Consider the following 24726-nt stretch of genomic DNA (forward strand, 5'->3'; position numbering starts at 1 on the left):
CGAGCCGTCAGCCGCCCACGCCCGTCCCACGAGCCGTCAGCCGCCCGCGCTCGCCACCGCGGACCGTTGGCCGCCCGCGTCCGCCCCCACGCACCGTTCGCCGCGTACGGCGCGCAGGGGACGGGGTGGGGGGTGTCCGCCCGCAGCGGCCGGCGTCCGGAACCGGGCCCCTCATGAACGACCGAGCCGCCGGACCGAGGACGGATACCCCCCACCCCGGCACCGACCCACCCACCGGACCGGATGCGCTACACACGCCCCCACCGGGCCGCAAGAGGCCGCCGCAGGCCTCTCAGGGGCGCGGGGAACTGCGCAAAAACGCCCGCCCCCACCACCCCGCAGACAAAGAACCGCTCAACCGCCGGAGGCCAACGCTCCGCGCGCAGCCCGAATCCCCCCCGGCACCGCCCGCGCCCGCGCCGGCGTCCCCGTCCAGCACGTCCCCCGGCGGGCCATCAGCCGCCCCAGCCACAGCTCCAGCGAGACCAGGTCGGCCAAGCCGTCCAGCGGCAGCGGTTCGCCCTCCGCCGCCCCCCTGAGCGCCTTGCGGACCACCCTCGCCTCCACCAGCCCCGCCTGGGCCAGCAGCGGCGTACCGAACAACGACATCAGCGAGTCCGCCGCCACCCGCAACCCCGTCCGGGTCGCCGCCGCCGAGGAGGCATGCGAGGGCGCGCCCCAACCGGGAGGAAGGTCGGAGACCCCCGCCCCCTCCAGCACCGTACGGAGGATCTCGGCCCGCGCCCCCGGCTGGACCCGCAGCGCCTCGGGAAGCGCCCGGCAGGCCCGCACCACCTGGTTGTCCAGGAACGGCGCGTGCAGCCGCTGGGAGCGGATCTCCGCGGCCTGCTCCAGGACCCGCAGATCCGACGCGTGCCGTGCGAGCGCCGCACGCGCGCGATAGTCGCCGGGATGCTGCCCCGGCCCGACGCCGGAGCGCTGCGTCGCCCCCTGGAGGCGAACCGATACTTCAGCGAGCGCCTCACCCGTCAGCCACCGTGCCGCGGGCCCCGGTCTGGCCCAGGTGAGCGCGGCGAGAGAGGCCCCCACCGCACCCCCGGGCTCGTCGAACCGCCGGTGCAGCAGCCGGTCGGCGAGCGCCTCGACGCCCGCCCGGTACGGCGTACGGGCCAGCCTGCGCGCGGCACCGTACACGCGCGCGGGGACGAGCACGGAGCCGTCCGCCTTGGCCAGGGCGGCCACCGGCCGGACCAGGTGGCGCCGCTTGCGGTCCATCAACAGGTCGGCGAGGCGCGCCGGATGCGCGTCCAGGACCTGCCGGGCGCCGTACCCCGTGAAGTGGTCCGCGCTGCCCGCCGCCAGCCGGGCCCGGTGCCGCGCGGCCGTCACCAGGGACGCCCCGGGTTCGTCCGTCAGCGGCCCGTCCAGCTCGGCGTACGGCAGCGTCTCCTCGCCGCCCGCCACCACCACGTGATGCAGCCGGGGATTGGCCGCGAGCGTCCCCGCCCGCTGCACCTCGGCCTCCCGCCCGCCCACCGCGAGGTCGTTGAAGGTGACCGCGAGCAGCCGCTCACCGGCCCCCGTGCCGTGCCCCAGGACGGTCCCCGGCATCCCCGGCAGCCCGGCGGCCAGCAGGGCCAGCGTCCCGGAGGCGGGGCCCCCGGACAGGTCGGCGCCGATGCCCGGCACCGGCATCCCGCGCGCGGCACGCCGTTCGGCGGGACCCATCCCGGGTACCGGGCCGGGGTCGATGTCGGGCACGTGCCGGGGCGCCGACAGACGCGCGCGTACAGCCTCCACGAGAGCGTCCCGTACGCCGTCGACCGCGCTGTCCGCGTCGGCGGTGGGCGCGGCCACGGCGAGGGAGGCGACCGGCTCGTACCCGGCGATCTCGCGGGCGCCGTTGCGCAGGATCAGCGCGTGCCCCGGCGGAATGCGCCGTACGCCCTCGTAGGGGGTGGAGTCGTGCAGCGCCGCCGGCACGTCGGGGGCGGCGAGCAGCGCGGCGAGGTGCCCGAAGTCCAGGTTGGCCTCGATGAGGTCGGCGAGGGGGAGCGCCGCGGTCGCATAGGCCGTACCGCCCGCCCAGGGGGTGTGGAACACCGGTCGCGCGCCCGCCAGATCGCCGCACACGGTGATCCGGCGGCCCACCTGGACCACCGCCGTGTACGCGCCCGACCAGGCCGTCAGATGCCGAAGTGCCCCTCCGCGCGCGGCGAGCAGTCCGATCCGCAGCTGTTCGTCGGAGGCTCCGCAGGTGCCGAAGACGGCGATCCGGGTCTGGTGGTCCACCTTCACCACGCGCACTTCGTCGGGCCGCCAGTCGCCGACCGCCCACAGCGGATCCGGGTCGCCCCACAGGAGGTGCGAACCCACCGGATGCACGGTCTCGCCGTCGCTTCCGGTCGCCCCCGCCGCGCCGATCTCGGAGACACCCGCGGCGGTGCTGCTCCATCCCACCAACCACCGCATCGACGCCTCCACAGGCTGTGGACAACCAGTGCACCGTTCGAACCGGTCACCATGCTGCCATGAAGGACGCCTGCCGGAGGGCGGGTGGAGCCGCTCGGGATAGGCGGAACGCGCCCCTGCGAACACCCGCGTACGCCTGCGGGCACCCGCGCGGAGCAGGGGGTGTGCGACGCGAATGCGCCCCCGATACGCTCCCCAAAAACACCTAACGCGCCCTCAACTGCCATGGTAGGAAGGCTGATCGCCCGCGAGAACGAGGGTCTGTTTTCAGCCAAATCGGCGCCATGAGGACAGGCTCGCGCACGCTCCGTGCACAGTCCGCGCGCCGCACGACAGGCGCGCAGCCCGGGAGACGCCACTTCGCCCCCCGGGCCGTTCCGCCGCCCGCGGGGATGGAGGCGGCGGTGTCCCCCAGCCCACTGGATCCAGTACAGCGGGCCGACCCACGCATCATCCATCGAAGCGCTCCACCCGTGGCCGGAGAAGAGCGCACACACGGGCGCACGGCCACACAACAGGAGCACGACGCAACTGCGCGTATCGGACCCGTACTTCAGTACGGACCACAATCCCGCCATCCGGAACAATGCCCCTTAACGCTTGGGATGCGGCGAACTACGCTGGGTTTACGAATGCCGCGTGGTTATGCCAGCGCGGCAGCCGTCTGTGTCGAGGGGTGGCGCATGTCCAGGGAGCAACGCGGGCCGAACGAAAAACTCGGCGCCGTTCTCGCCCTCGCGGGAATCAGCAACGCAGGACTCGCGCGTCGCGTCAACGATCTTGGCGCTCAACGCGGGTTGACTCTTCGCTACGACAAGACGTCGGTGGCGCGCTGGGTGTCGAAGGGCATGGTGCCGCAGGGCGCCGCGCCGCACCTCATCGCGGCCGCCATCGGCCAGAAGCTCGGCCGCCCGGTGCCGCTCCACGAGATCGGCCTGGCGGACGCGGATCCCGCGCCGGAGGTGGGCCTCGCCTTCCCCAGGGACGTAGGACAGGCCGTCAGGTCGGCCACCGAGCTCTACCGCCTGGACCTCGCCGGCCGCCGGGCCGGCACCGGCGGCATCTGGCAGTCCCTCGCCGGTTCGTTCGCAGTGAGCGCATACGCAACGCCCGCCTCACGGTGGCTGATAACCCCGGCCGACAGTTCGGTCGCGCGGGAGACGAACCACTCCGAGGGCTCCGGCGCACCGCTCAAAGTCGGCCACAGCGACGTGCAGAAGCTGCGGGAGGCCGCCGACGACGCCAGGCGCTGGGACTCCAAGTACGGAGGCGGCGACTGGCGTTCGTCCATGGTGCCGGAGTGTTTACGGGTGGAGGCGGCACCGCTGCTGCTCGGCTCGTACTCCGACGAGGTGGGCCGGGCGCTGTTCGGGGCGTCCGCCGAGCTCACCCGGCTCGCGGGCTGGATGGCCTTCGACACCGGCCAGCAGGAGGCGGCGCAGCGGTACTACATCCAGGCGCTGCGGCTCGCCCGCGCGGCCGCCGACGTCCCCCTCGGGGGATATGTGCTCGCGTCGATGTCGTTGCAGGCGACCTACCGGGGCTTCGGCGACGAGGGCGTCGACCTCGCGCAGGCCGCCCTGGAGCGCAACCGGGGCCTGGCGACCGCCCGCACCATGAGCTTCTTCCGGCTCGTCGAGGCGCGGGCACACGCGCGTGCGGGGGACGCGGCGGCGGCCGGGGCGGCGCTGAAGGCGGCCGAGGGGTGGCTGGAGCGGTCCCGGGAGGGGGACAACGACCCGTCCTGGCTCGGGTTCTACTCCTACGACCGGTTCGCCGCGGACGCCGCCGAGTGCTACCGGGATCTGAAGGCGCCCCGTCAGGTGCGGCGGTTCACCGAGCAGGCGCTGTCGAAGCCGACGGAGGAGTTCGTACGGTCGCACGGGCTGCGGCTGGTCGTCTCGGCGGTCGCGGAGCTGGAGTCCGGCAATCTCGACGCGGCCTGCGAGCAGGGTGTGCGGGCCGTGGAGGTGGCCGGGCGGATCTCCTCGGCCCGGACCACGGAGTACGTCAAGGACCTGCTGCACCGGCTGGAGCCGTACGGTGACGAGCCCCGGGTGGTGGAGCTGCGGGAGCGGGCCCGCCCCTTGCTGATGGCACCGGCGTAAGTCAAGGAGAGCAGCACCACGTCCCGCGTTTGAAGCGACTGTCAGTGGCGCAGTGCACTATCGAGGTGGGAGGTGGTGCAGGTGCCGTCGGGGATCGCTTACGACTGTGACGTGCTCGTGATCGGTGGGGGCATCGTCGGGCTGTCGACGGCGTACGCGATCACGCGGGCCGCGCCGGGCACGCGGGTCACCGTGCTGGAGAAGGAGGCCGGTCCCGCCCGGCACCAGACCGGGCGGAACAGCGGGGTGATCCACAGCGGGATCTACTACCGGCCGGGGTCGCTCAAGGCGCGGTACGCGGTGCGCGGGGCCGCCGAGATGGTCAAGTTCTGCGCGGAGTACGGCATCGCCCATGCCGTGACCGGCAAGCTGATCGTCGCGACCGAGCGCGACGAGCTGCCGCGGCTGCACGGCCTGGTGCAGCGCGGCCGGGAGAACGGCATCCCGGTGCGGGAGCTGGGCGCCGCCCAGATCGCGGAGTACGAACCCGAGGTCGAGGGACTCGCCGCCATACACGTCGGCACCACCGGGATCTGCGACTTCGTGGGCGTCGCGCGGCAGCTGGCCGAGGCGTCCGGCGCAGAGATCCGCTACGGCGCCGAGGTGCGCCGCGTCGACCGGCGGCCGGAGCTCGGGGTCGCCGTGCTCACGGGCACCGGGGAGGTCGTCCGGGCGCGGGTGCTGGTGAACTGCGCCGGGCTGCACTGCGACGAGATCGCCCGGCTGACCGGGGACGACCCGGAGATGCGGATCGTGCCGTTCCGCGGGGAGTACTACACGCTGGCGCGGCCCGAGCTGGTGCGGGGACTGGTGTACCCGGTGCCCGATCCGGCATTCCCGTTCCTCGGGGTGCATCTCACGCGCGGGATCGACGGGAGCGTCCACATCGGACCCAACGCGGTACCGGCGCTGGCTCGTGAGGGCTACGACTGGGGTGTCGTACGGCCCCGGGAGCTCGGTGCGACGCTGGCGTGGCCGGGATCGTGGCAGATAGCGCGGCGGCACTGGCGGTACGGCACGGGTGAGCTGCGGCGGTCGGTGTCCCGACGGGCCTTCACCACGGCCGTACGGAGGCTGCTGCCCGCGGTGACGGCGGACGACCTGGTGCCCTCGCCGGCGGGGGTGCGGGCGCAGGCGGTGCTCCGCGACGGCACCCTGGTCGACGACTTCCTGATCCGCGAGGGAGCACGAGCGGTCCACGTCCTGAACGCACCCTCACCCGCGGCGACGGCTTCACTCCCCATCGGCCGCGAGGTGGCCCGCCGGGCACTGGAGGCACTGCGAGCCGTGTGAGGGGGCCGGGACAGGTGAGAGGGCCGGGACGTGACGGGCGGAACATCCCTGAGCGGCGCGCCTGTGCGCTCTCGCCGTAAAATCGGCCGCACTGTGTCTGACTCCCTCAATGCCTCCGAAGCCCCCCGGCCCCGTCCCGCCGATGCCGACGCCGCAGACGGCGGCGCCGCCGGCGAGTCCGCCCCGCACGCCCCCGGTGTCTCCGTGCGGCACACCCGGGCCAAGGGGGAGCCGCGGTTTCCCGACGGTCCCAGTGCCGACCCCGCGGGGTCGCACTTCGAGCGGCGGATCCGGAGCTTCCAGCCGCGGCGGAGCCGGGTGACGGCCGGGCAGGCGGACGCGTTGCAGCGGCTGTGGCCCACGTGGGGCCTCGACATCGACGGTCAGCGCACCCTCGACCTCGGCGAGCTGTTCGGCAACGACCACCCCGTCGTGCTGGAGATCGGCTTCGGGATGGGCGAGGCCACCGCGCAGATGGCCGCCGCGGACCCCGGCACCAACATCCTCGCCGTCGACGTGCACACCCCCGGCCAGGGCAACCTGCTCAACCTCGCCGAGCAGCAGAAGCTGACCAACGTCCGGGTCGGCAACGGCGACGCGATCATCCTGCTGCGCGAGATGCTCACGAAGGACGCGCTCGCCGGACTGCGCGTCTACTTCCCGGACCCCTGGCCCAAGAAGCGGCACCACAAGCGGCGGCTGATCCAGCCGGAGTTCCTCGACCTGGCCGCGACCCGCCTCAGGCCCGGCGCGCTGCTGCACTGCGCGACCGACTGGGAGCCGTACGCCGAACAGATGCTGGAGGTGCTCACCGCGCACCCCGACTTCGAGAACACCCAGGCCGACGGCGGTTTTGCGTCGCGTCCCGACTTCCGGCCGCTGACCCGTTTCGAGGGGCAGGGACTGGAGAAGGGACATGTCGTGAACGACCTGCTCTTCCGCCGCGTACAGCACGGCGACCGACCCGACCAGTCCCCCACCGGCGCCTGAGGTTCCAGCCCGCCTGCGGGCGGCACCTCCGTCTCGTTAAGGTCGATGCTGTGGCCACCATTCCTCCGTATCCGACGTACCCCGGTGAACCCACCGGTGGCACCGCGCTGCGGCACGCGCACTGGTGGCAGCGGAAGTGGGTGCGGTACGGCGCCCTGATCACCCTGCTCGCCCTGTCCGGGCTCGTCATCCTCGCGCTGGTGCGTCAACAGACCGGAAGCGAGGGGTTCCTGGTCGGGCTGGGGCTCGCGGTCCTGCCCGTACCGCTGCTCATAGCCGCGTTCCGCTGGCTCGACCGGGTCGAGCCGGGCCCCTGGCGCAATCTGCTGTTCGCCTTCGCCTGGGGGGCCTGCGCGGCCGCGCTGATCGCGATCATCGCCAACAGCTTCGCCACGAAGTGGATAGCGACGGCGACCGCGGATCCGTCCAGCGCGGACACCCTCGGCGCGACGGTGATAGCGCCGATCGTCGAGGAGTCGGCCAAGGCGGCCGCGGTTCTGCTCGTGTTCCTGTTCCGCAGACGGGACTTCACCGGGATCGTCGACGGGGTGGTGATAGCCGGGGTCACCGCGACCGGCTTCGCGTTCACCGAGAACATCCTCTACCTCGGCACCGCCTTCGGCACCGACCAGCTCACCGGTGACCGCGGCATCGCCTCCGTCACCGCCGCGACCTTCTTCGTGCGGGTCGTGATGTCACCGTTCGCGCACCCCCTGTTCACCGTCCTCACCGGCATCGGCTTCGGCATCTCCGCGCTCTCGTCGGAACGCCAGCACATCCGCCGGGTGCTCGTCCCGCTGTCCGGGCTGCTGCTCGCGATGGGCATGCACGCGATGTGGAACGGCTCCTCGACGTTCGGGGAGTACGGGTTCTTCGCGGTCTACGCGATGTTCATGGTGCCGGCGTTCGCGCTGCTGACCTGGCTGGTCATCTGGACGCGGCAGCGGGAGCTGAAGACCGTGCGCGAGGAACTGCCCGCGTACGCCGTCGCCGGGTGGCTGGCGCCGGCCGAGCCGTACGCGCTCGGCTCGATGCGGGCGCGGCGGGTGGCGCGGGAGTACGCGCGGCGGCAGCTGGGCGGGCGGCCGGCGGGGCGGGCGGTCGCGCAGTACGAGGCGTACGCCACGTCTCTCGCGTTCCTGCGGCGGCGGGGGCGGCTCGGGCGGGCGAACGCGGACTTCGTCGTACGGGAGCGGGAGTTGCTCCAGGAGCTGTGGCGGCGACGGGACGTGGCGCGACCGGCGCTGGAGTACGCGGCGCGGGTGGCTGCGCCGCCTCGGCCGGTGTACGGCGTGTACGGGGTGTACGGGTATCCGCCCCAGCCGGCCCATCCTGCACAGCCGGCCCATCCTGGCTTCCCCATCCAGCCGGTCCAGCCGGTCCACCCGACGGTGCCGTATCCCGCGTACAACCCGTACCGGACGTAGGGCTGCGCAGGGTTCGGCACCGCCGGTCACCGCCGTGGCGGAAAGGGAAGGCCGACGGAGGGCGAGCCCGTCCCCTTACGCCGACGCCTCCGTCAGGCGGCTCACTTCCTCCTCCGTCAACGTCACGTCCGCCACGCGCAGCAGTGCCGGGAGCTGTTCCACCGTGCGGGCGGAGGCGATGGGGGCCGTGACCGTGGGCCGGGCCGCGAGCCAGGCGAGGGCGATCGTGGCGACCGGGACCGTGTGGGCCTCGGCGATGTCGTCGAGGGCCGCGAGGACCTTGCGGCCGCGGTCGGTGTCGAGGTGCTTGCCGGCTCCCGCGGCCCGCGCCCCCTCCACCGTCGTACCAGGGCGGTACTTGCCCGTGAGGAAGCCGGACGCGAGGGCGTAGTACGGCACGGCGGCGAGGCCCTCCCGGGCGGCGACGGCCTGGAGTTCGCCCTCGTACGTGTCGCGCGAGACCAGGTTGTAGTGGGGCTGGAGGGCGACATAGCGCGCCAGGCCCTCGCGGTCGGAGAAGGCGAGGGACTCCGAGAGCCGCCCGGCGGAGATGTTGGACGCGGCGATCGCCCGCACCTTGCCCGCCTTCACCAGCTCGTCCAGCGCGCCGATGATCTCCTCGACCGGCACCTCGGTCTTGTCGAAGTGGGTGTAGTAGAGGTCTATGTAGTCGGTGCCCAGGCGCTTGAGGGACGCGTCGGCGGCGGCCTTGATGTTCGCCCCCGAAAGGCCCGGGAAGTCGGGGTGCTGGCTGACCTTCGTGGCGATGACGACGTCGTCGCGGTTGCCGCGGGCCGCCACCCACTTGCCGATGATCGTCTCGGACTCGCCGCCGGAGTTCCCGTCGACCCACGCGGAGTACGAGTCGGCCGTGTCGACGAAGTTGCCGCCCGCGGCGGTGTAGGCGTCGAGGACGGCGAAGGACGTGGCCTCGTCGGCGGTCCAGCCGAAGACGTTGCCGCCGAGGGAGAGCGGGAAGACCTCGAGGTCGGAGGAGCCGAGCTTGCGAAGGGAAGTCATGCCATACGTCAACACCCGCGCCGGACGGGGATCTTCCGCCGCGGCCGCAAAGTCCTCGTAAACAACCGGAATCACCCCCTCCGAAACTCCGCCCCCACACGCACCGACGGCCCTGACGTCGGGGGGACGTCGTCAGGGCCGCCGGAAACCGCAGTGAGGTCAGTGAGGGAAGCTCAGGGGGTGAGCCCCTTGCCCCGCAGCCACGCCATCGGGTCGATCCCGTCGGCCGAGCCGCCCGGGTGGACCTCCAGGTGCAGGTGGGCGCCCGTGACGTTGCCGGTGGCGCCCACGCGGCCGATGACGTCACCGGTGGCGACCTTCTGCCCGACGCTGACGCTGATCGAGGACTGGTGGCAGAACCACAGCTCGGTGCCGTCGTCGAGGGTGAGGATCGTGCGGTAGCCGTAGGAACCGGCCCAGCCGGCCTCCGTGATGGTGCCGCTGTGGATCGCCTTGATGAGGGTGCCCGTGGGCGCGGCGAAGTCGAGGCCCGTGTGGTAGCCGGAGGACCACAGCGAACCGGCCTGACCGAAGGTCGAGGTGATGGTGTACGACGAGGTCGGCAGCGTGTACTGCTTGGCGAGCTCGGCCAGGCGCGCGGCCTCGGCCTTCTTCGCGGCCTCCTCCTCCGCCTTCTTCTTCGCGGCGGCGGCCTTCTCCTGGGCGTCCTTCTCCGCCTTGGCGGCGGCCTCGTCGGCCTCCTTCTCGGCGGCGGCCGCGACGGCCTGGGCGGCCTTGGTGTCAAGCTGGTCCTGCTGGAGCTCGGCCTGGGCGAGGATGCGCGAGCGCAGCGCCTCACCGGCGTCCGAGGTGCCCTGGGCGGTGTCGGCGGTGGTGGTGCCGACGCTGCTGAAGGCGCTCGTGTCGTCCGCGCCGGAGTCGGAGTCGTCCGAGATGAGCGAGCCGACGTTGGGCAGGTCGGGCATCGAGATGGAGACCGGCGGCTTGCCGGTGTTGGCGCTGGCCATCCCGCCGGCGCTGACCGCGGCTATGACACCGACGCCGAGGACGGTGGAGCTGCGGGCGAAGCCTCCGCCGCGCTGCTTGGCGACGCGGTGCCGGCCTCGGACCGGGGCGAGGGTGTCCGCGGTGGGGTTCCACTCGCCGAGCGGGGCCTCGTCGTCGGCGCGGTAACCGCCGTACACGAGAGTGCTGCGCGGTACGGACGGGGCCTCGGGGGCAGGCGGGTTGGACGCCACGTGGGCGCGCTCCTTTCCTTCCTTCTCGCCTACCGGGTTAGCTGACGGGTTCGGAGCAGGAAGGTCTCCTACGCGCGTATACCCGCCGTGCTGCCACGGCGGTCCACGAGCGATTCACCCCAAGTAGTGGTTCCCCGGTTCCCTTGCGGAATTCGGCGCGTGAGCACGGAGCCGTCTCTTGTGACGGCTGGGACGACCGCGCTGCGTTATCGAACGTTAATAGACCCGGGGGCCCGATTCCAAGCTGTTCCGCTTGATCATTAACGAAATCCCGCTGGACTTACGGCCCATGAACGGTGAAAAACGGGCGAGTTGGCCACGGCTCAGACGGGACACAGGTATTGACGGTATGTCAGTTGTCATGCGGAGGGCAGTCACTCGCTCACCCAACGTCACGAGCGGCGCCTGGCCGGGGAAAACACTCAGGGCCGGAATCCATGAACTGGATTCCGGCCCTGAGCCTTGAGTAGCGGGGACAGGATTTGAACCTGCGACCTCTGGGTTATGAGCCCAGCGAGCTACCGAGCTGCTCCACCCCGCGTCGGTGTGACACCAGCATACGTCATCCACGAGGCGACGCGCGCACGCATTACGGCGCACCCCCTCCCCAGCGGGTGGCCGGCGACCTCCGAGGCCGGGCCCGCGCCGGGCCCGGACGCCGTACCGTGGCCTTGCTCACAGGAACCAGGAGGGGACCATGACGGCAGCCGACGAGCGTCCGGTGGAGATCGACAAGCGGGACGTCCCGCTCTCCGGGGGCCGGACCCTGAGGGTGACGGAGTTCTCCAACGGCGCCATCCGGCTGGCGGTGCACACGGGCTCGCCGTACGTGATCACGAGCCTGGAGCAGATCGACGGCGGAGCCGTGCTGAAGCTGTCCCCCGGCCGCGAGGGCTCCAACGCCCACCGCAACTGGGTCCGCGACCACGGCGAGGACCGGACCTCGTAGGACCGCCGCCCGGTGCCGTCGGCACGGTCAGTACGGTCAACCCATGTGCCGTCTCCTCGGCGTGGTCAGCCGCGCACCCCTCCCCCTTGCCACCACCCTGGGCGAACTGGCCGCTCCCTTCACGGAGTTGAGCCGGGAGCACGCTGACGGGTGGGGCATCGCCGCCTGGCCGGGGCGGGGCGGGGACGGTCCGCGGGTGGTCAAGGGGATCGCGCGGGCGGCGGGAGACCGGCTCTGGGACGACGCCCTCGGCGGGACGCCCGCCGACGCCGCCGTGCTGCATCTGCGGATGGCGAGCCCCGGGCTGCCCGTCGTGCCGGGCAACACCCACCCGTTCACCGCCGGCGGCCTCGCCTTCGCGCACAACGGCTTCTTCTCGCCGTACGACGCCCTCGACGGGCTCATCGACCCCGGCCTGCTGTCCGGGGCCGGCGGGGGCACCGACTCCGAGCGGTTCTTCCTGCGGGTGCTGACCCTGCTGCGGGACAAGGGCCCGGTCGACGCGCTTGCGCAGGCCGCCGAGGACATCCGCGCCCGTACCTCCTTCGCGAGCCTCAACTGCCTGCTGCTGACGCGGGAGGCGCTGTACGCGTACGCCGACGAGGACCCGGAGTCCGAGGTCAGCCGGCGGCGCGGGCCCGACTTCTTCCGGCTGCGGTACCGGGCGGACGGCGAGCGGGTGGTCGTGGCGTCGAGCGGGGTGCCGCAGCCGGACCGGGCGTGGAGCGTGCTGCCGTACCGGCGGGTGCTGGAGGTCCGGCGGGGCGACCTGGGCGTACGTGTGCACGGGTGACCGGCGGATGGTGTAGCGGGCTACACCGTGCGGCCGGGGCGGATCCTCTAGCGTGAGCGGCATGTGGAAGGCGTTCCGGCGTGCGGCGATGGCGACCGTGCACCTCGTGGTGGCCGCGGCGATGTGCTTCGGGGTGTACCTCTTCGTCACCGTGCTGCTGATCACCGCCGTCGGCACGCTCGCGGTGGTCGGCTGCTGGCTGCTGCCCGAGGCCGTGCTGCTGATACGGCGGATCGCGGGCGCCAAACGGAACCTGACCGCGCTGTGGACGGGCCGCGAGATCCCCGAGGCGTACCCACCGATCACCGGCACCCTGCGCGAGCGGCTGCGTGTCTCGGTGCGGGACCCCGGCACGCTCAGGGACCTGCGCTGGATGCTCGCCTACTACCTCTACGGCGCCCTCCTCGTCCTCGCCCTCCCGCTGTGGCCGGTGGCCCTGGTGGTCGACGGGGCGTGGGCCGGCGCGCTGCGCCGCACCCCTGTCGTCCTGCCGCTGATCGTGCAGCTCGCGGACCTCGAGGCCCGCTGGTCGACCGTGCTGCTCATGCCCTCCCCGAAGGCCCGGCTGGCCCGGCGGGTCGAGGAGCTGAAGGAGACCCGGGCCGACGCGATCGCCGCCCACGAGGCCGAACTGCGCCGCATCGAACGGGATCTGCACGACGGCGCCCAGGCCAACCTGGTGGCGCTGTCGATGCGGATCGGCCTGGCCAAGCGGGCCTACGACCGTGATCCGGAGGCCGCCCGCAAGCTGCTGGACGACGCCCAGGCGCAGGCCGAGCAGGCGCTGACCGAGCTGCGGCACGTGGTGCGCGGCATCCACCCGCCGATCCTCACCGACCGGGGCCTGACCGGCGCGGTGCGGGCGCTCGCGGCGAGCAGCGGGCTGGCGGTGACCGTGGACGACGGCGGTCTGGACGAGGGCGCCAGGGCGCCCGCCGCGGTGGAGGCGGCGGCCTACTTCGTGGTCGCCGAGTCGCTCACCAACGTCGCCAAGTACAGCGGGAGCGACCGGGCCGAGGTCCGGCTCGCCCGCACCCGGCGCGGACTGACCGTGCGGGTGCGGGACGAGGGCCGGGGCGGCGCCGACGAGTCCGCCGGCTCGGGGCTGCTCGGGATGCGGCGCAGGGTCGCCGCGCTCGACGGGATGTTCGAGGTGTCCAGCCCCGCCGGGGGCCCGACCGTGATCGATGTGGAGCTGCCGTGCGTGTGGTGATCGCCGAGGACAACGCCCTGCTGAGAGAGGGACTCGTCCTCCTGCTGACGTCCTCCGGGCACGAGGTGGTGGCCGTGGTCGGCACCGGCCCCGAGATCCTGCCCGCCCTGCTCGAACACCGCCCGGACGTGGCGGTGCTGGACGTGCGGATGCCGCCGGGCTTCCGCGACGAGGGCCTCAGGGCCGCCCTGGAGGCACGCGAGCGGATCCCCGGGCTGCCGGTCCTGGTGCTCTCGCAGTACGTCGAGGAGTCGTACGCCGCCGAGCTGCTGGCCGGCGGCACCAGCGGGGTCGGCTATCTGCTCAAGGACCGGGTCGGCCGGGTCGACGAGTTCCTGGACGCGCTGGAGCGGGTGGTGGCCGGCGGCACCGCGCTCGACCCCGAGGTCGTCACCGAGCTCCTCACCCGGCGCCGCGACACCCCGCTCGACTCCCTCACCCCGCGTGAGCGCGAGGTGCTGAAGCTGATGGCGGAGGGGCACGACAACACCACCATCGCCAAGACCCTCGTCGTCACCGAGCGCGCGGTCAGCAAGCACATCGGCAACGTCTTCCTCAAGCTGGGCCTGCCGCCGAGCGACAGCGGCCACCGGCGGGTGCTGGCGGTGCTGGCCTATCTGGCGCACACCCCCAAGTGACGTTCAGCCGACGCCGAGTTCGGTCAGCTCGCCGAGCGGCAGCGTGTGCTGGGTCTGGAGGACCTTCGCGCGCAGGTAGCGGACGTTGTGGTCGGTGGTGAACACCCCGGTGGGGACGCGGTCGTGGACGTCGATGCCCAGGTCGCGCAACTGGCCCGCCTTGTCGGGGTTGTTGGAGAGCAGGTCGATCTCGCCGATCCCGAGGGCGGTCAGCATCTGCGCGGCCGCCGTGTAGTCACGGGCGTCCTCCGGCAGGCCCAGCGCGGTGTTCGCGGCGTAGGTGTCGAGGCCCTGGTCCTGGAGGGCGTACGCGTCGAGCTTGTTGTAGAGGCCGATGCCGCGGCCCTCCTGACGGAGGTAGAGCAGGACGCCGCCACGGTCGGCTATGCGCTCGACCGCCTCGCGCAGCTGGGGCCCGCAGTCGCAGCGGGCGGAGCCGAAGACGTCTCCGGTGAGGCACTCGGAGTGCAGGCGCACCAGCGGGGTGCCGGTGGCGGCCGGGTCGCCGAGGACGACGGCGAGGTGCTCCTGCCCGTCGGCCAGGCCGTGGAAGGTGACGAGTTCGGCGTCCGCGCGGTAGCCGTCCCCGAAGCGCAGCGGGACGCGGACGCGGGAGCGCTGGGTGGCGGCGGGCAGGTCGGTCATGCGGGTACTCCGGTCCGTAGGCATACCTGCTTCAGATTTGAAGCAGATCTACTGATCGAGACCCTACCTCATGCTTTAAATTTGAAGCAACGCATTTATGGCACGCGTCACACCCGGCCGTACGCCTCACACCCGGCCCTCACCCGAGCAGGACGGGGACGACCGCCGCCGCCACGGAACCTCCTCGGCCGGGCCGTCCTCCCCCTGGAGCCCCGCGGTGACGCTGGTGAAGATCTCCTCCAGCTGCCCCACCTGCTCCGGGGTGAGCCGGTCGAAGAGCGCGGCACGGACCGTCCGCACATGGCCGGGCGCGGCCCGCTCCAGCACCGCCATGCCCTCGTCGGTCAGCACCGCGATGCTGCCGCGCTTGTCCCACTGGCAGCTCTCGCGGCGCACCAGCCCGTCCTTCTCCAGCCGGGCGACGGCGTACGTCAGCCGGGGCCGGGTGATCTTCAGCCCCTCGGCGAGATCGGTCATCCGCAGCCGCCGCTCCGGGGTCTCGGAGAGGTTGGCCAGGATGGAGTAGTACAGGTGGGGCATGCCGGCCTCCTGCTGGAGCTGCCGGTCGATGGTGTCCTCCAGGAGGAGCGAGGCGGCGATGTAGGCACGCCAGGCTCGCTGCTCGTCGGGGCTGAGCCAGCGGGTCGTCATGCCACCAGTGTAGGTTTGCTTCAAACTTGAACCAAGCCCGCCGCCCCCGAAGCTCCCGCACCCGTTCTCGAGAGGGACCGCACAGATGCCCCATCCCTACGTCCTCCTCTCCGCCGCGGTCTCCCTCGACGGCTACCTCGACGACACCGGCCCCGACCGGCTCCTGCTGTCCAGCCCGGCCGACTTCGACCGCGTCGACGAGGTCCGCGCCTCCGTGGACGCCATCCTGATCGGCGCGGGCACGATCCGCGCCGACAACCCCCGGCTGCTGGTCAACTCCGGGGAACGCCGCGCGGCCCGGGTCGCCGCCGGGAAGCCGCCGTACCCCCTGAAGGTCACGGTCAGCGGTTCGGGCGAGCTGGACCCGGCGGCGAACTTCTGGCACACCGGCGGCGAGAAGGTCGTCTACACCACGGACAAGGGCGCCGAGCGGGCCGGCGAACTGGGTCTGGCGGCCGACGTGGTCCCCCTGGGCCCCGCGCTGGACTGGCGCCGCCTGCTGGAGCACCTGCGCTCGGTGTACGGCGTCGAACGGCTCATGGTCGAGGGCGGCGGCCGCATCCACACCCAGCTCCTCCAGGAGGGGCTGGCGGACGAGGTGCAGCTCGTGCTGGCCCCGCTGTTCGTCGGCGACCCGCACGCCCCGCGGCTCTTCGGCCCGGGCGGCTACCAGTCCGGCCGGCTGCGGCTGGTGGAGACCCGCCGTATCGAGGACGTGGTCCTCATGCGCTACGAACCCACGGCACCGGGCACCGGCCTGACCCCCGCCGCAGCGGACCACCACTGGCTCGCGCTGGCCTGCGAACTCGCCGCCCAGTGCCCGCCCTCCGCAACCGCGTTCAGCGTGGGGGCGGTGGTGGTGGCCGCCGACGGCACGGAGCTGGCCCGCGGCCACTCCCGGGAGTCCGGCGACCCGGTCGTCCACGCCGAGGAGGCGGCCCTGGCGAAGATCGCCCCGGACGACCCGCGGCTGCCGTCCGCCACGGTCTACACGAGCCTGGAACCCTGCACCCACCGGGCGTCCCGCCCGGCCCCCTGCGCCCGGCTGATCCTGGACGCGGGGGTACGGCGGGTGGTGACGGCGTGGCGGGAGCCGGACACGTTCGTCGAGGCGGCGGACGGGACGGGGACGCTGACGGCGGCGGGCGTGGACGTGGTGGTGCTGGACGAGTTCGCGGACCGCGCGAAGGCCCCCAACGGCCACCTGCTGTGACCCCGGTCCCGGAGCCTCAGCCGATGGCGTAGGCCCGGTAGACCGTCTCCACCGAGCGGTCACCGGCCGCGTCGGTCACCTCCGAGCGCAGGGCGACCGCCCCGGAGCCCGGGTTGTGGACGGATGCCTGCCAGGTCGAGCCGGAGTGCCTGACGGTCGCCGCCTTCCAGGTCTTGCCGCCGTCGGCGGACGACCACACCTTGACGGACTTGGCGGTCACCTTGGTGAACGCCAGGTCGGGGCCCTGGGAGCCGCGCCCGGCGCTCACGTCGACCGTCGTGGTGCTGCTCGGCGCGGCCTGGTTGTGGCTGTTGAGCCCGGTGGGCAGGAAGCGGGTCATGAAGACCGGCGCGACCATCGACCTGGCCGGATCCGCCTTGAAGTGCCAGTCGAGGGTGACGCGCGACGACAGCATGCCCGCCGGAAAGGTGATGCCGGGGCGGTAGCGGTGGGCGTCGACGGTCAGGTCGTACCAGCCGGCCGAGCGGATCCCCGCGGCGAACTCGGCGTCGCTCGTACCCCAGTTGGTCAGGGTCTGCTTCTTGACGGTGGTGCTCCCCTTGGCGAGGACCACCGTCTCCTTGGTCGGGTCGGCGCCGTTCACCCCGACGTCGGGGTCGCCGATCAGGGCGTCCGGGTCGAAGGCGACGGACCTGCGCGTGACCGTCGGCAGGTAGTGCATCGGACTCCACGCGGCCCGGCCGAACGACTGGGTGAAGCTCTGCCCCGCCTTCAGCGTCCTGGTCGACGGGAAACCACCGCCGATGTCGTCGCCGTTGGCCGCGAAGATGTCGTCGCGGGGCTGCCAGGTCCCGGGCGTCACATGGACGGTGGCGCTGTACGGGGCGCTGTCGTCGCGTACCTCGGTCAGCATGTCGGTCGTGCAGTCGTGGGTCCTCGGCGCCGCCTGGAGCGCGGTGTCGTTCTCCCGGGCCATCTGCGTGCCGCCGCGCACCGAGAAGCGCATCGTGGCCAGGTTCGCCCGCTTGTACGACCCGCCGGGCGCGGCCGGGATGCCCGTGGTGTTCTTCACGGCGACATAGCTGTCCTTGCCCGTCCACTGCGCCAGGTACCCGAACTGGAGCAGCTTGGAGGAGTTCGGGATGGCGTAGAGGGAGCCCTGGTAGTTCCCGCCGCCCCGGCCGAAGGCTGACGGCATGTCACTCACCGTGCCGGCGCACACCTGCGCACTGATCCACGGCGGGCCGGTCACGTCGGCGGGCGTGTCCAGCGAGACCTTGACGGCCTTGCCCTTGCGCGCGTCCAGCGTCACCGAGGTACTGCCCGACACCTGCACGACCTGCGCGCCGACGGTGTCGTCGCCCGGGCCGTCCGTGGCGCTCTCGAAGATGTCGGTCATCGCGATGTACCGCCCCGAGGGCAGGCCGATCCGCTTGCCCGAGGCGACGCTGTACGTCCGCCCCGACGGCACGGCGACGACGGTGACCGTCGACGCGACCTTGGCCCCGTGCCGCCCGAGCGTGGTCACCGTGAGCGCCCCCGAGGCCGCCTGCGCGGAGACGGCCGACACGAGCAGCGGCACCACCGCGGCCACCCCGACAAAAGCGAACGATCTTGGACGCACCATCGTCAACTCCCCCTCACACCCCTGAAGGCGGCCAAGCCTAGGCACGCCGAGGGCACGGTGGATCAAAGCGGGGAGCTACGTCTGATCAAGCTGTGACAAAGAAGGGGCCCCGGAAAACGAAGCGGCACCCGACCCGACCGAAGCCGACCCGGGCGCCACCTGCCACCGGTAGGCCCTGTGGGACTCGAACCCACAACCAATGGATTAAAAGTCCACTGCTCTGCCAATTGAGCTAAGGGCCCAGGCGATGTTGCCCCCACGAGCATAGCCGGACGTGGCCGTGTCTCCGATCGGGTATCGGGGACACGGCCGTGTCAGGTGGGCGGGGGTGGGTGAAAGATCAGGGATCGACCGGTTCGGGGGCGTTCGCGCGGGCCGCCTCGCGGGCCTTCGTGCGTTCGTGCTCGGGGTTCAGGAACCAGTGCCGGGCCGAGGCCGCCCACCAGGTCCAGGCGAAGCCGAGGACGACCAGGACGGCGACCGGGGCGTAGTTGAAGGTCTCCCAGGTGACCGGGGAGACCTGCGGGAGCATGAAGAGGACCGTGATGACGACGACCCACGTCACCGACACCACCCCGATCGCCCGCGACCAGCGGCCCAGGTGCCACGGCCCCCGGTCGAAGTCCTCGCCTTTGCGCAGCCGCAGCAGGGTCGGGATGACGTAGGCGATGTAGAGGCCGATCACGGCGATGGACGTCACCGCCGCGTACGCCGTCACATTGATCAGGTACGGCAGGCCCAGGACCAGGGCGCCGCCCGCGGCCAGCCACACCGCCGCAACGGGAGTTCTGGTGCGGGGGCTCACCGTGTGCCAGACGTGCGAGAACGGCAGCGCGCCGTCGCGCGAGAAGGCGTAGATCATGCGGCTGTTGGCGGTCACGGACGCCATCCCGCAGAACAGCTGGGCGCCGATCACGACCAGGAGCAGGAGCTTGCCGGCCGTGGCGCCGAGTGCGTCGAGGAGGATCTGGGCCGGGGGCGCGCCCGTCGGGGAGTCGAGGGCTCCGTCGTAGGACTGGATGGCGAAGGTGAAGCCGAGGAGCAGGACGAAGCCGGCGATCCAGGAGGTCCAGATGGACTGGACGATGCCCTTCGGGCCGGCCGTCGACGCGTCGTGGGTCTCCTCGGTCATGTGGGCCGAGGCGTCGTAGCCGGTGAAGGTGTACTGGGCCATCAGGAGGCCGATCAGGACGACGTAGACGCCGCTGCCCCAGCCCGTGTTGTTCACGAACTCGCCGAACACGAAGGACGCCGACTGGTGCTTGTCGGGGGCGAAGGTGAGGGCGCCGACGATGACCGCCACACCGATCACGTGCCACCACACGCTCACGCTGTTCAGCAGCGCCACGATCCGCACGCCGAAGGTGTTGAGCAGCCCGTGCAGGAGCAGGATCGCGGCGAAGAGGAGGATCGTGCGGCCGGGCGTCACCTTGAAGTCGAACTGGAGGTTCAGGTACGCCCCGAGGAAGGACGCGGCGCCGAAGTCGATGCCCGCGGTCACCGCGACCTGGCCGAGCACGTTGAACCAGCCCGTGAACCACGCCCAGGCGGCCGCGGTCCGCGCGGGGGCGAGCTTGTGCGCCCAGAAATAGAGGCCCGCCGAGGTCGGGTAGGCCGAACAGATCTCGGCCATCGACAGCCCGACGAACAGGGTCATCAGGCCGACGGCGACCCAGCCCCAGGTGATCACGGCCGGGCCGCCCGTGTTCATGCCGAACAGGTACAGCGTCAGACAGCCCGACAGCACCGAGATGATGGTGAAGGAGACCGCGTAGTTGGAGAACGCCGACATGCGGCGGGCGAGGACCTGCGTGTAGCCGAGCTGGGCAAGCCGTTCTTCGTCGGAGAGGCCCGAGTCGGAAGGGCCCTTCTGCCCGCTCGCTATGGCGTCATCTGTCATGCCCCCAGCGATTCCCATACTGGGGGCGTGACACACGTCACAACTTGGCTGAGAAGTGCCCCTCTAGAAGAGGCCCTTGTAGCCCTGCCAGCCGCTCGCGATCTTCGTACGGCCCCCGAACGACCCCTTGCCGTTGCCGTTGTTGCGGTACAGGTTGCCGGCGGTGTCCCGGGAGACGAGGTCGTTCCTGCCGTCACCGGTGATGTCCCCGACGCCGACGACCACGTTGTAGGAGGTCCCCCAGTTCGAGAAGACCTTCACGCGCTCCTTGACCTGCCCGGCGCCGGTGCCGTCGTAGCGCCACAGCGTCCCCGCCCGGTCCTGCACCAGAACGTCCCCGAAGCCGTCGCCGTTGAGGTCACCGGCGCCGACGATCTTCTTGTACGTCCCCCAGCTGCGGATCTTCACGCCCGGCTTGAGCCTGCTCGCACCGTCGTTGGCGAACAGGTAGACGTCACCGGTGGAGGCCTTGCGGGCCAGCAGGTCGACCCGGCCGTCGCCGGTCAGGTCACCGGGAGCGGTCAGCACGTTGTACGCGTTCCAGCCCGTGCCGAGCGAGGTGTGGCTGCTCGCCGGGGCGTACGACGCCTCCCCGCACTTGCCCGCGTAGCGGCGCAGCTCGCCGTTCGGCATCCGGACCAGCATCTCGGCGCAGCGGTCCTTGCCCATGTCGCCGAAGGGCACGGCGACGGTCCCGGCCGGCCAGCCCGAGCCGTTCTGCTTCCAGTCGAACTTGCCGCCGCCGTTGGTGTACTGGAGGCTCAGCGTGCCCGAGGAGTTGACGGTGACCAGCTCGCCGTAGGCGTACCCGCCCTGGTCGTGGTGGCCCTGACGGCCGCCGGTCAGCGCGAACTTGCCGCTGGTGGTGTACGTGCCCACGCCGTCCGCCGCCTTCGCGGTCAGCGTCCAGCTCTTCTGGCCGTTGTACGCGTAGGCCCCCGACTCCGTCCTGCCGTCCCACTCCAGGTCGATCGCCGTACCGCTGCCCTTGAGGGTGCGGTCGGTGCGGCCCTGGGCGTCCTTCACCGTGAAGGTCCAGTCCGCGGGCTTGTTGAGCTGCCAGGTGCTCATCCAGGCCATGTTGCCGCCGTTGCGGCCCGAGGCGTCGAAGTAGGGGTTGTCCAGGTCGGACTCGATCTTCCCGAGCGACTGGGCGGGCACCCCGCTCGGCACGGTCCGGATGGTGTGGTCGGCGTCGACGTAGGCGATACCGCCGCCGAACTTGTCCACCGACCAGGTCAGGCGCCGCTGGTCGGCGGTGTTCCCGGCCGGCAGGTCGGCGATCGCGCGCGCGGCGGCGGCCGTACCGGAGTGGTAGTCCGTCAGCATCAGCCTGCCGGCGCTCCGGTCGTGCCGGACGAGGTAGCCGTCGCCGACGAGCGCGGGGCCCGAGGGCACCGTGATGTTCTTCTTCGCCGTACGGTCGTACACGCCCGCCGCGCCCGTCGGCCCGCAGTTCCAGTAGATCCAGCGGCCGATGACCTGGAGCTCCTTGACCGTGCAGGGGGCTCCGGTGGAGACGGTCGCGACCGTCTTCTTCCCCTCCAGGTCGTACTGGGTGACGACGCCGTTGCCGGCGCCCGGCGTCCACAGCGCCGAGCCCCACACGGAGGCGGCGGTGACCGAGCGGGTCAGGCGGACGTCCTCGTCGCGGTACTCGTTCACGGCGTCGACGTACTGCTTGCCGGTGGAGGCCGCGTCGTAGACGAAGTAGCGGCCGGTGGCGTCCACGAACCGGCCGCCGGTGACGGCGGGTTCCGTTCCGTGGTAGCTGGTCGGAGTTCCCCAGATCTGGGCGCGCTCCTTCCCGTACTCGTCGACCTGGAAGTAGCCGACGCTCTGCGTACCGGTCGACCGCAGCGGCACGCAGTCACCCGCGTCGCACGCCACCCGCTGGAGGTGGGTGCCGTCCGCGAAGATGCCCGCGAACCCGCGGGTTTCCTGCGCCAGCACCGTGGAGCCGTCCGGCGAGAGCTGCCGGCCGACGACGTACTGCTCGCCGTTCGGCCGGTACTCGACGCTGGTCAGATAACCGGCCGCGTAGTCGATGCCCCACACGCCGTCCGTGGCGATCGGCGTCGGGGTGGTGTCCGCGGCGGCCGGGCCCGCGGTCGTCAGGGTGCCGGCGCTCAGAGCGGCCAGCGAGGCAAGAGTGAGTGCGATCCGGGCACGCCGGGTCAAGGGTCCCTCCCCAGGGAAGTGAGAAAAGGCGCGGTGGCAGGCCGTGTTTCCCCCTCGGCCACACTCCACAGCGCGATCTCCGGATGTTAACAACTGCCCCACAGACTCCGGTAGTCGATTGCGCATGCGAAAAGGGCCCGTACGACCGAAGTCGTACGGGCCCTTCTCAGTTCACGCGGTGTCAGCCGTTGCGCTTCCAGCGCGGCTTGTCGTCACGGCGGCCGAAGGAACCGGTGCCGGTGCCGCGGTGGTCGTCACGGCGGCCGTAGGGGCGTTCGTGGCTCGGGCGGTCGTGGCCGCCGGCGCGGAAGCCCGGGCGGTCGCCCTGACGGTCACGGTTGAACGGACGGTCGCTGCCACGGTGGCCGCCCCGCTCGTCCCGGCGCTCGAAGGAACGGCCGGCCGGACGGTCGTTGTCACGGCGGAAACCGCCACGGTCGTTGTCCCGACGGTCGTTGTCCCGGCGGAAGCCACCACGGTCGTCACGGCGCTCGAAGGAACGGCCACCGCGGTCGTCGCGACGGTCGTCACGGCGGAAGCCACCACGGTCGTTGTCCCGACGGTCGCGGTTGAAGCCGCCACGGTCGTCACGACGCTCGAAGGAACGCCCACCGCGGTCGTCGCGACGGAAGCCGCCGCGCTCGCCGTCCCGACGGTCGTCGCGACGGAAGCCACCACGGTCGTCACGGCGCTCGAACGAACGACCACCACGGTCGTCCCGACGCTCGTAGTTGCCCCGCTCGTCACGGCGCTGACGCGGCTGCTCGTACGCGGGACGCTCGGCGGGCTGCTCGTCGGCCACGGCCTCGGCGCGGGCCTCCGCCTCCTGGGTCACGACCGCCTCGGCGGCCGCGGCGACCGCGGTCTCCGGGTCCTCGCCCCGCTCACGGGCGGCGCGGGCGACCAGGCGGTCGGCCTCCTCGCGCAGCTCCGTCGCGCGGCGCTGCGCCCGCTCCAGCTCCTTGGTGAGCTGGGCGACCTCGCGCTCGGCCTGCTGAGCCGCGTTGGCCGCGGACTCGGACTGGACCTCGGTCATCGAACGGGCGCCGGTGATCTCGGCGACCTCGGGCTCGAAGGCCGTACCGGAGTTGATGATGTGACGCCCGGCGTCGACGCCCGCGTCCTCCATCAGCCGGAAGATCTGCCGGCGCTGGTGCGGGAGGGAGAGGGAGACGACCGTGCCGGTACGGCCCGCGCGAGCGGTACGGCCCGCACGGTGCAGGTAGTCCTTGTGGTCGCCGGCCGGGTCCACGTTCAGGACCAGGTCGATGCCGTCGACGTGGATACCGCGGGCGGCGACGTCGGTCGCGACGAGCGCGTTGACGTAGCCGTCCTTGAAGTCGGCCAGCGTGCGGGTGCGCGCGCCCTGGGTCATGCCGCCGTGCAGCGCGTCGGCCTTCACGCCCGCCTCGCGCAGCTGCTCCGCGATGCGGTCCGCGCCCAGCTGGGTGCGGACGAAGATGATGGTGCGGCCCTTGCGGGAGGCGATGGCCGCGGTAACCGGCGCCTTGTCCTTGGGCTTCACGATCAGAATGTGGTGCGACATGGTCGTGACGTTGCCCTGGGCGCTGTCGACCTCGTGCGTGACCGGGTTGCTCAGGTAGCGCTTGACCAGGGTGGAGATCTCGTTCTCCATCGTGGCCGAGAACAGCATCCGCTGGCCGCCGGCCGGGACCTGGTCGAGCAGCTCGGTGACCTCGGGCAGGAAGCCCAGGTCGGACATCTGGTCGGCCTCGTCGAGGACGGCGACCTCGACGTTCTCCAGGGAGCAGGCGCCGCGGTTGATGATGTCGCGCAGCCGGCCCGGGGTGGCGACGAGGATGTCGACGCCGCGCTCCAGGGCGTAGATCTGGTTGCCCATCGACGTACCGCCGCAGACGACCTTCATCTTGAGGCCGAGGACGTCGCCGTAGGGCTGGAGGGCGTCCGCGACCTGCATCGCGAGCTCACGGGTCGGGGTGAGGATGACGGCGCGCGGCTTGTGCTTCTCGGTGCGGCCGCCGGCGAGACGCGCCAGGGTCGGCAGACCGAAGGAGAGGGTCTTGCCGGAGCCGGTGCGGCCACGGCCGAGGATGTCCTTGCCGGCCAGGGCGTCCGGGATGGTCGCGGCCTGGATCGGGAAGGGGGTGGTCACGCCGTTCTGCGCGAGCTTGCGCACGACGCCCTCGGGGAGACCGAGGTCCGCGAAGGTGACCTCGGGAGCTTCCACGGCGCTTTCGGTGCCCTCGTTCTCGGGCACGACGACGTGATCAGTACTGGAAATGGACATGCGTATGCGAAACCTTCCGGAGTCTCGTCGGCACGCGCCCGTCAACTCCGTGATTCGCAATACGACCGCCTCTATGCGGTCAGCCACGGCAAGGGAGAGAACGCGCCACACGGCGCTCTTCTGTCTTGGCGCCGGGCAAATGATCAAACGATCTATAACCATACGCACCCGTCACCCCCCAAGGCAAACCGAACTCCTCGTATGTATCCGAGGTCA

The 24726-nt window shown here is 71.8% G+C and carries 18 protein-coding genes, 2 tRNA genes and 1 riboswitch; of the genes, 9 read left to right on the top strand and 11 right to left on the bottom strand.

Annotated elements, in window-relative coordinates; translation table 11 throughout:
* Positions 1-354: 354 nt before the first annotated feature.
* On the bottom strand, positions 355-2433 hold the full coding sequence (locus tag AC2XR2_RS21490; RefSeq protein ID WP_381308226.1) for an asparagine synthase-related protein: 2079 nt from the start codon (positions 2431-2433) through the stop codon (positions 355-357).
* Positions 2434-3116: 683 nt separating this feature from the next.
* Between AC2XR2_RS21490 and AC2XR2_RS21495 the strand changes: the two genes are divergently transcribed.
* The 4 genes from AC2XR2_RS21495 to AC2XR2_RS21510 all read left to right on the top strand — a co-directional run bounded on the left by AC2XR2_RS21495 (position 3117) and on the right by AC2XR2_RS21510 (position 8251).
* Positions 3117-4541 carry an NsdA family TPR-like regulatory protein gene (locus tag AC2XR2_RS21495; protein WP_030319143.1) on the top strand — a complete coding sequence of 475 codons (1425 nt, stop codon included), beginning with the start codon at positions 3117-3119 and terminating at the stop codon, positions 4539-4541.
* Positions 4542-4613: 72 nt separating this feature from the next.
* Positions 4614-5834: an L-2-hydroxyglutarate oxidase gene (gene lhgO, locus AC2XR2_RS21500; protein ID WP_330265929.1), complete on the top strand. Its 1221-nt coding sequence runs from the start codon at positions 4614-4616 to the stop codon at positions 5832-5834.
* A gap of 93 nt (positions 5835-5927) precedes the next feature.
* Positions 5928-6824 (top strand): tRNA (guanosine(46)-N7)-methyltransferase TrmB, encoded by an 897-nt coding sequence (trmB, locus tag AC2XR2_RS21505; RefSeq protein ID WP_491516021.1) that lies wholly within the window; start codon positions 5928-5930, stop codon positions 6822-6824.
* Positions 6825-6874: 50 nt separating this feature from the next.
* Positions 6875-8251, top strand: coding sequence for a PrsW family intramembrane metalloprotease (locus tag AC2XR2_RS21510; protein ID WP_491516022.1), 1377 nt, complete (start codon positions 6875-6877; stop codon positions 8249-8251).
* A 75-nt stretch (positions 8252-8326) separates the two neighbouring features.
* Here the strand turns inward: AC2XR2_RS21510 and AC2XR2_RS21515 are convergent, their stop codons facing one another.
* The 3 genes from AC2XR2_RS21515 to AC2XR2_RS21525 form a co-directional block, all read right to left on the bottom strand.
* A complete protein-coding gene (locus AC2XR2_RS21515; protein ID WP_491516023.1) occupies positions 8327-9271 on the bottom strand; it encodes an aldo/keto reductase in 945 nt (314 codons plus the stop codon).
* 173 nt (positions 9272-9444) lie between these two features.
* Positions 9445-10470 (bottom strand): M23 family metallopeptidase, encoded by a 1026-nt coding sequence (locus tag AC2XR2_RS21520; protein ID WP_330265925.1) that lies wholly within the window; start codon positions 10468-10470, stop codon positions 9445-9447.
* Positions 10471-10481: 11 nt separating this feature from the next.
* A riboswitch (cyclic di-AMP (ydaO/yuaA leader) is annotated at positions 10482-10638 on the bottom strand.
* 299 nt (positions 10639-10937) lie between these two features.
* A tRNA-Met gene (locus AC2XR2_RS21525) sits at positions 10938-11011 on the bottom strand.
* Between the two features lie 156 nt (positions 11012-11167).
* Here AC2XR2_RS21525 and AC2XR2_RS21530 point away from each other — a divergent pair.
* The 4 genes from AC2XR2_RS21530 (at position 11168) to AC2XR2_RS21545 (ending at position 14063) form a co-directional block, all read left to right on the top strand.
* Positions 11168-11419 carry a hypothetical protein gene (locus tag AC2XR2_RS21530; protein ID WP_491516024.1) on the top strand — a complete coding sequence of 84 codons (252 nt, stop codon included), beginning with the start codon at positions 11168-11170 and terminating at the stop codon, positions 11417-11419.
* A 43-nt stretch (positions 11420-11462) separates the two neighbouring features.
* Entirely contained in the window at positions 11463-12212 is a 750-nt protein-coding gene (locus tag AC2XR2_RS21535) for a class II glutamine amidotransferase (protein WP_491516025.1), read from the top strand.
* A gap of 61 nt (positions 12213-12273) precedes the next feature.
* Positions 12274-13425, top strand: coding sequence for a sensor histidine kinase (locus tag AC2XR2_RS21540; protein ID WP_491516026.1), 1152 nt, complete (start codon positions 12274-12276; stop codon positions 13423-13425).
* Entirely contained in the window at positions 13413-14063 is a 651-nt protein-coding gene (locus AC2XR2_RS21545) for a response regulator (protein ID WP_491516027.1), read from the top strand. The genes AC2XR2_RS21540 and AC2XR2_RS21545 overlap by 13 nt, the downstream gene beginning before the upstream one ends.
* Before the next feature lie 3 nt (positions 14064-14066).
* Here the strand turns inward: AC2XR2_RS21545 and AC2XR2_RS21550 are convergent, their stop codons facing one another.
* Positions 14067-14708: a GTP cyclohydrolase II gene (locus AC2XR2_RS21550; RefSeq protein WP_330265920.1), complete on the bottom strand. Its 642-nt coding sequence runs from the start codon at positions 14706-14708 to the stop codon at positions 14067-14069.
* A 126-nt stretch (positions 14709-14834) separates the two neighbouring features.
* Positions 14835-15359, bottom strand: a complete 525-nt coding sequence (locus AC2XR2_RS21555) for a MarR family winged helix-turn-helix transcriptional regulator (protein ID WP_330265919.1) — start codon at positions 15357-15359, stop codon at positions 14835-14837.
* 85 nt (positions 15360-15444) lie between these two features.
* Here AC2XR2_RS21555 and AC2XR2_RS21560 point away from each other — a divergent pair, with 85 nt between their 5' ends.
* The gene (locus tag AC2XR2_RS21560; RefSeq protein WP_491516028.1) at positions 15445-16572 is read left to right on the top strand and encodes a dihydrofolate reductase family protein; all 1128 of its coding nucleotides are present in this window, start codon (positions 15445-15447) and stop codon (positions 16570-16572) included.
* Positions 16573-16588: 16 nt separating this feature from the next.
* Here the strand turns inward: AC2XR2_RS21560 and AC2XR2_RS21565 are convergent, their stop codons facing one another.
* From AC2XR2_RS21565 to AC2XR2_RS21585, 5 genes are all read right to left on the bottom strand, one after another.
* The gene (locus AC2XR2_RS21565) at positions 16589-18160 is read right to left on the bottom strand and encodes a hypothetical protein (RefSeq protein ID WP_491516029.1); all 1572 of its coding nucleotides are present in this window, start codon (positions 18158-18160) and stop codon (positions 16589-16591) included.
* A gap of 169 nt (positions 18161-18329) precedes the next feature.
* Positions 18330-18402, bottom strand: a tRNA-Lys gene (locus tag AC2XR2_RS21570).
* A gap of 98 nt (positions 18403-18500) precedes the next feature.
* Positions 18501-20060 (bottom strand): amino acid permease, encoded by a 1560-nt coding sequence (locus AC2XR2_RS21575; protein ID WP_491516030.1) that lies wholly within the window; start codon positions 20058-20060, stop codon positions 18501-18503.
* A 63-nt stretch (positions 20061-20123) separates the two neighbouring features.
* Complete coding sequence (locus AC2XR2_RS21580) at positions 20124-22241, bottom strand: FG-GAP repeat domain-containing protein (RefSeq protein ID WP_449352631.1); 2118 nt, start codon at positions 22239-22241, stop codon at positions 20124-20126.
* Positions 22242-22422: 181 nt separating this feature from the next.
* A complete protein-coding gene (locus AC2XR2_RS21585; protein ID WP_491516031.1) occupies positions 22423-24510 on the bottom strand; it encodes a DEAD/DEAH box helicase in 2088 nt (695 codons plus the stop codon).
* Positions 24511-24726 lie beyond the last annotated feature (216 nt).

This window comes from Streptomyces sp. LS-MS-L19, assembly GCF_058382285.1.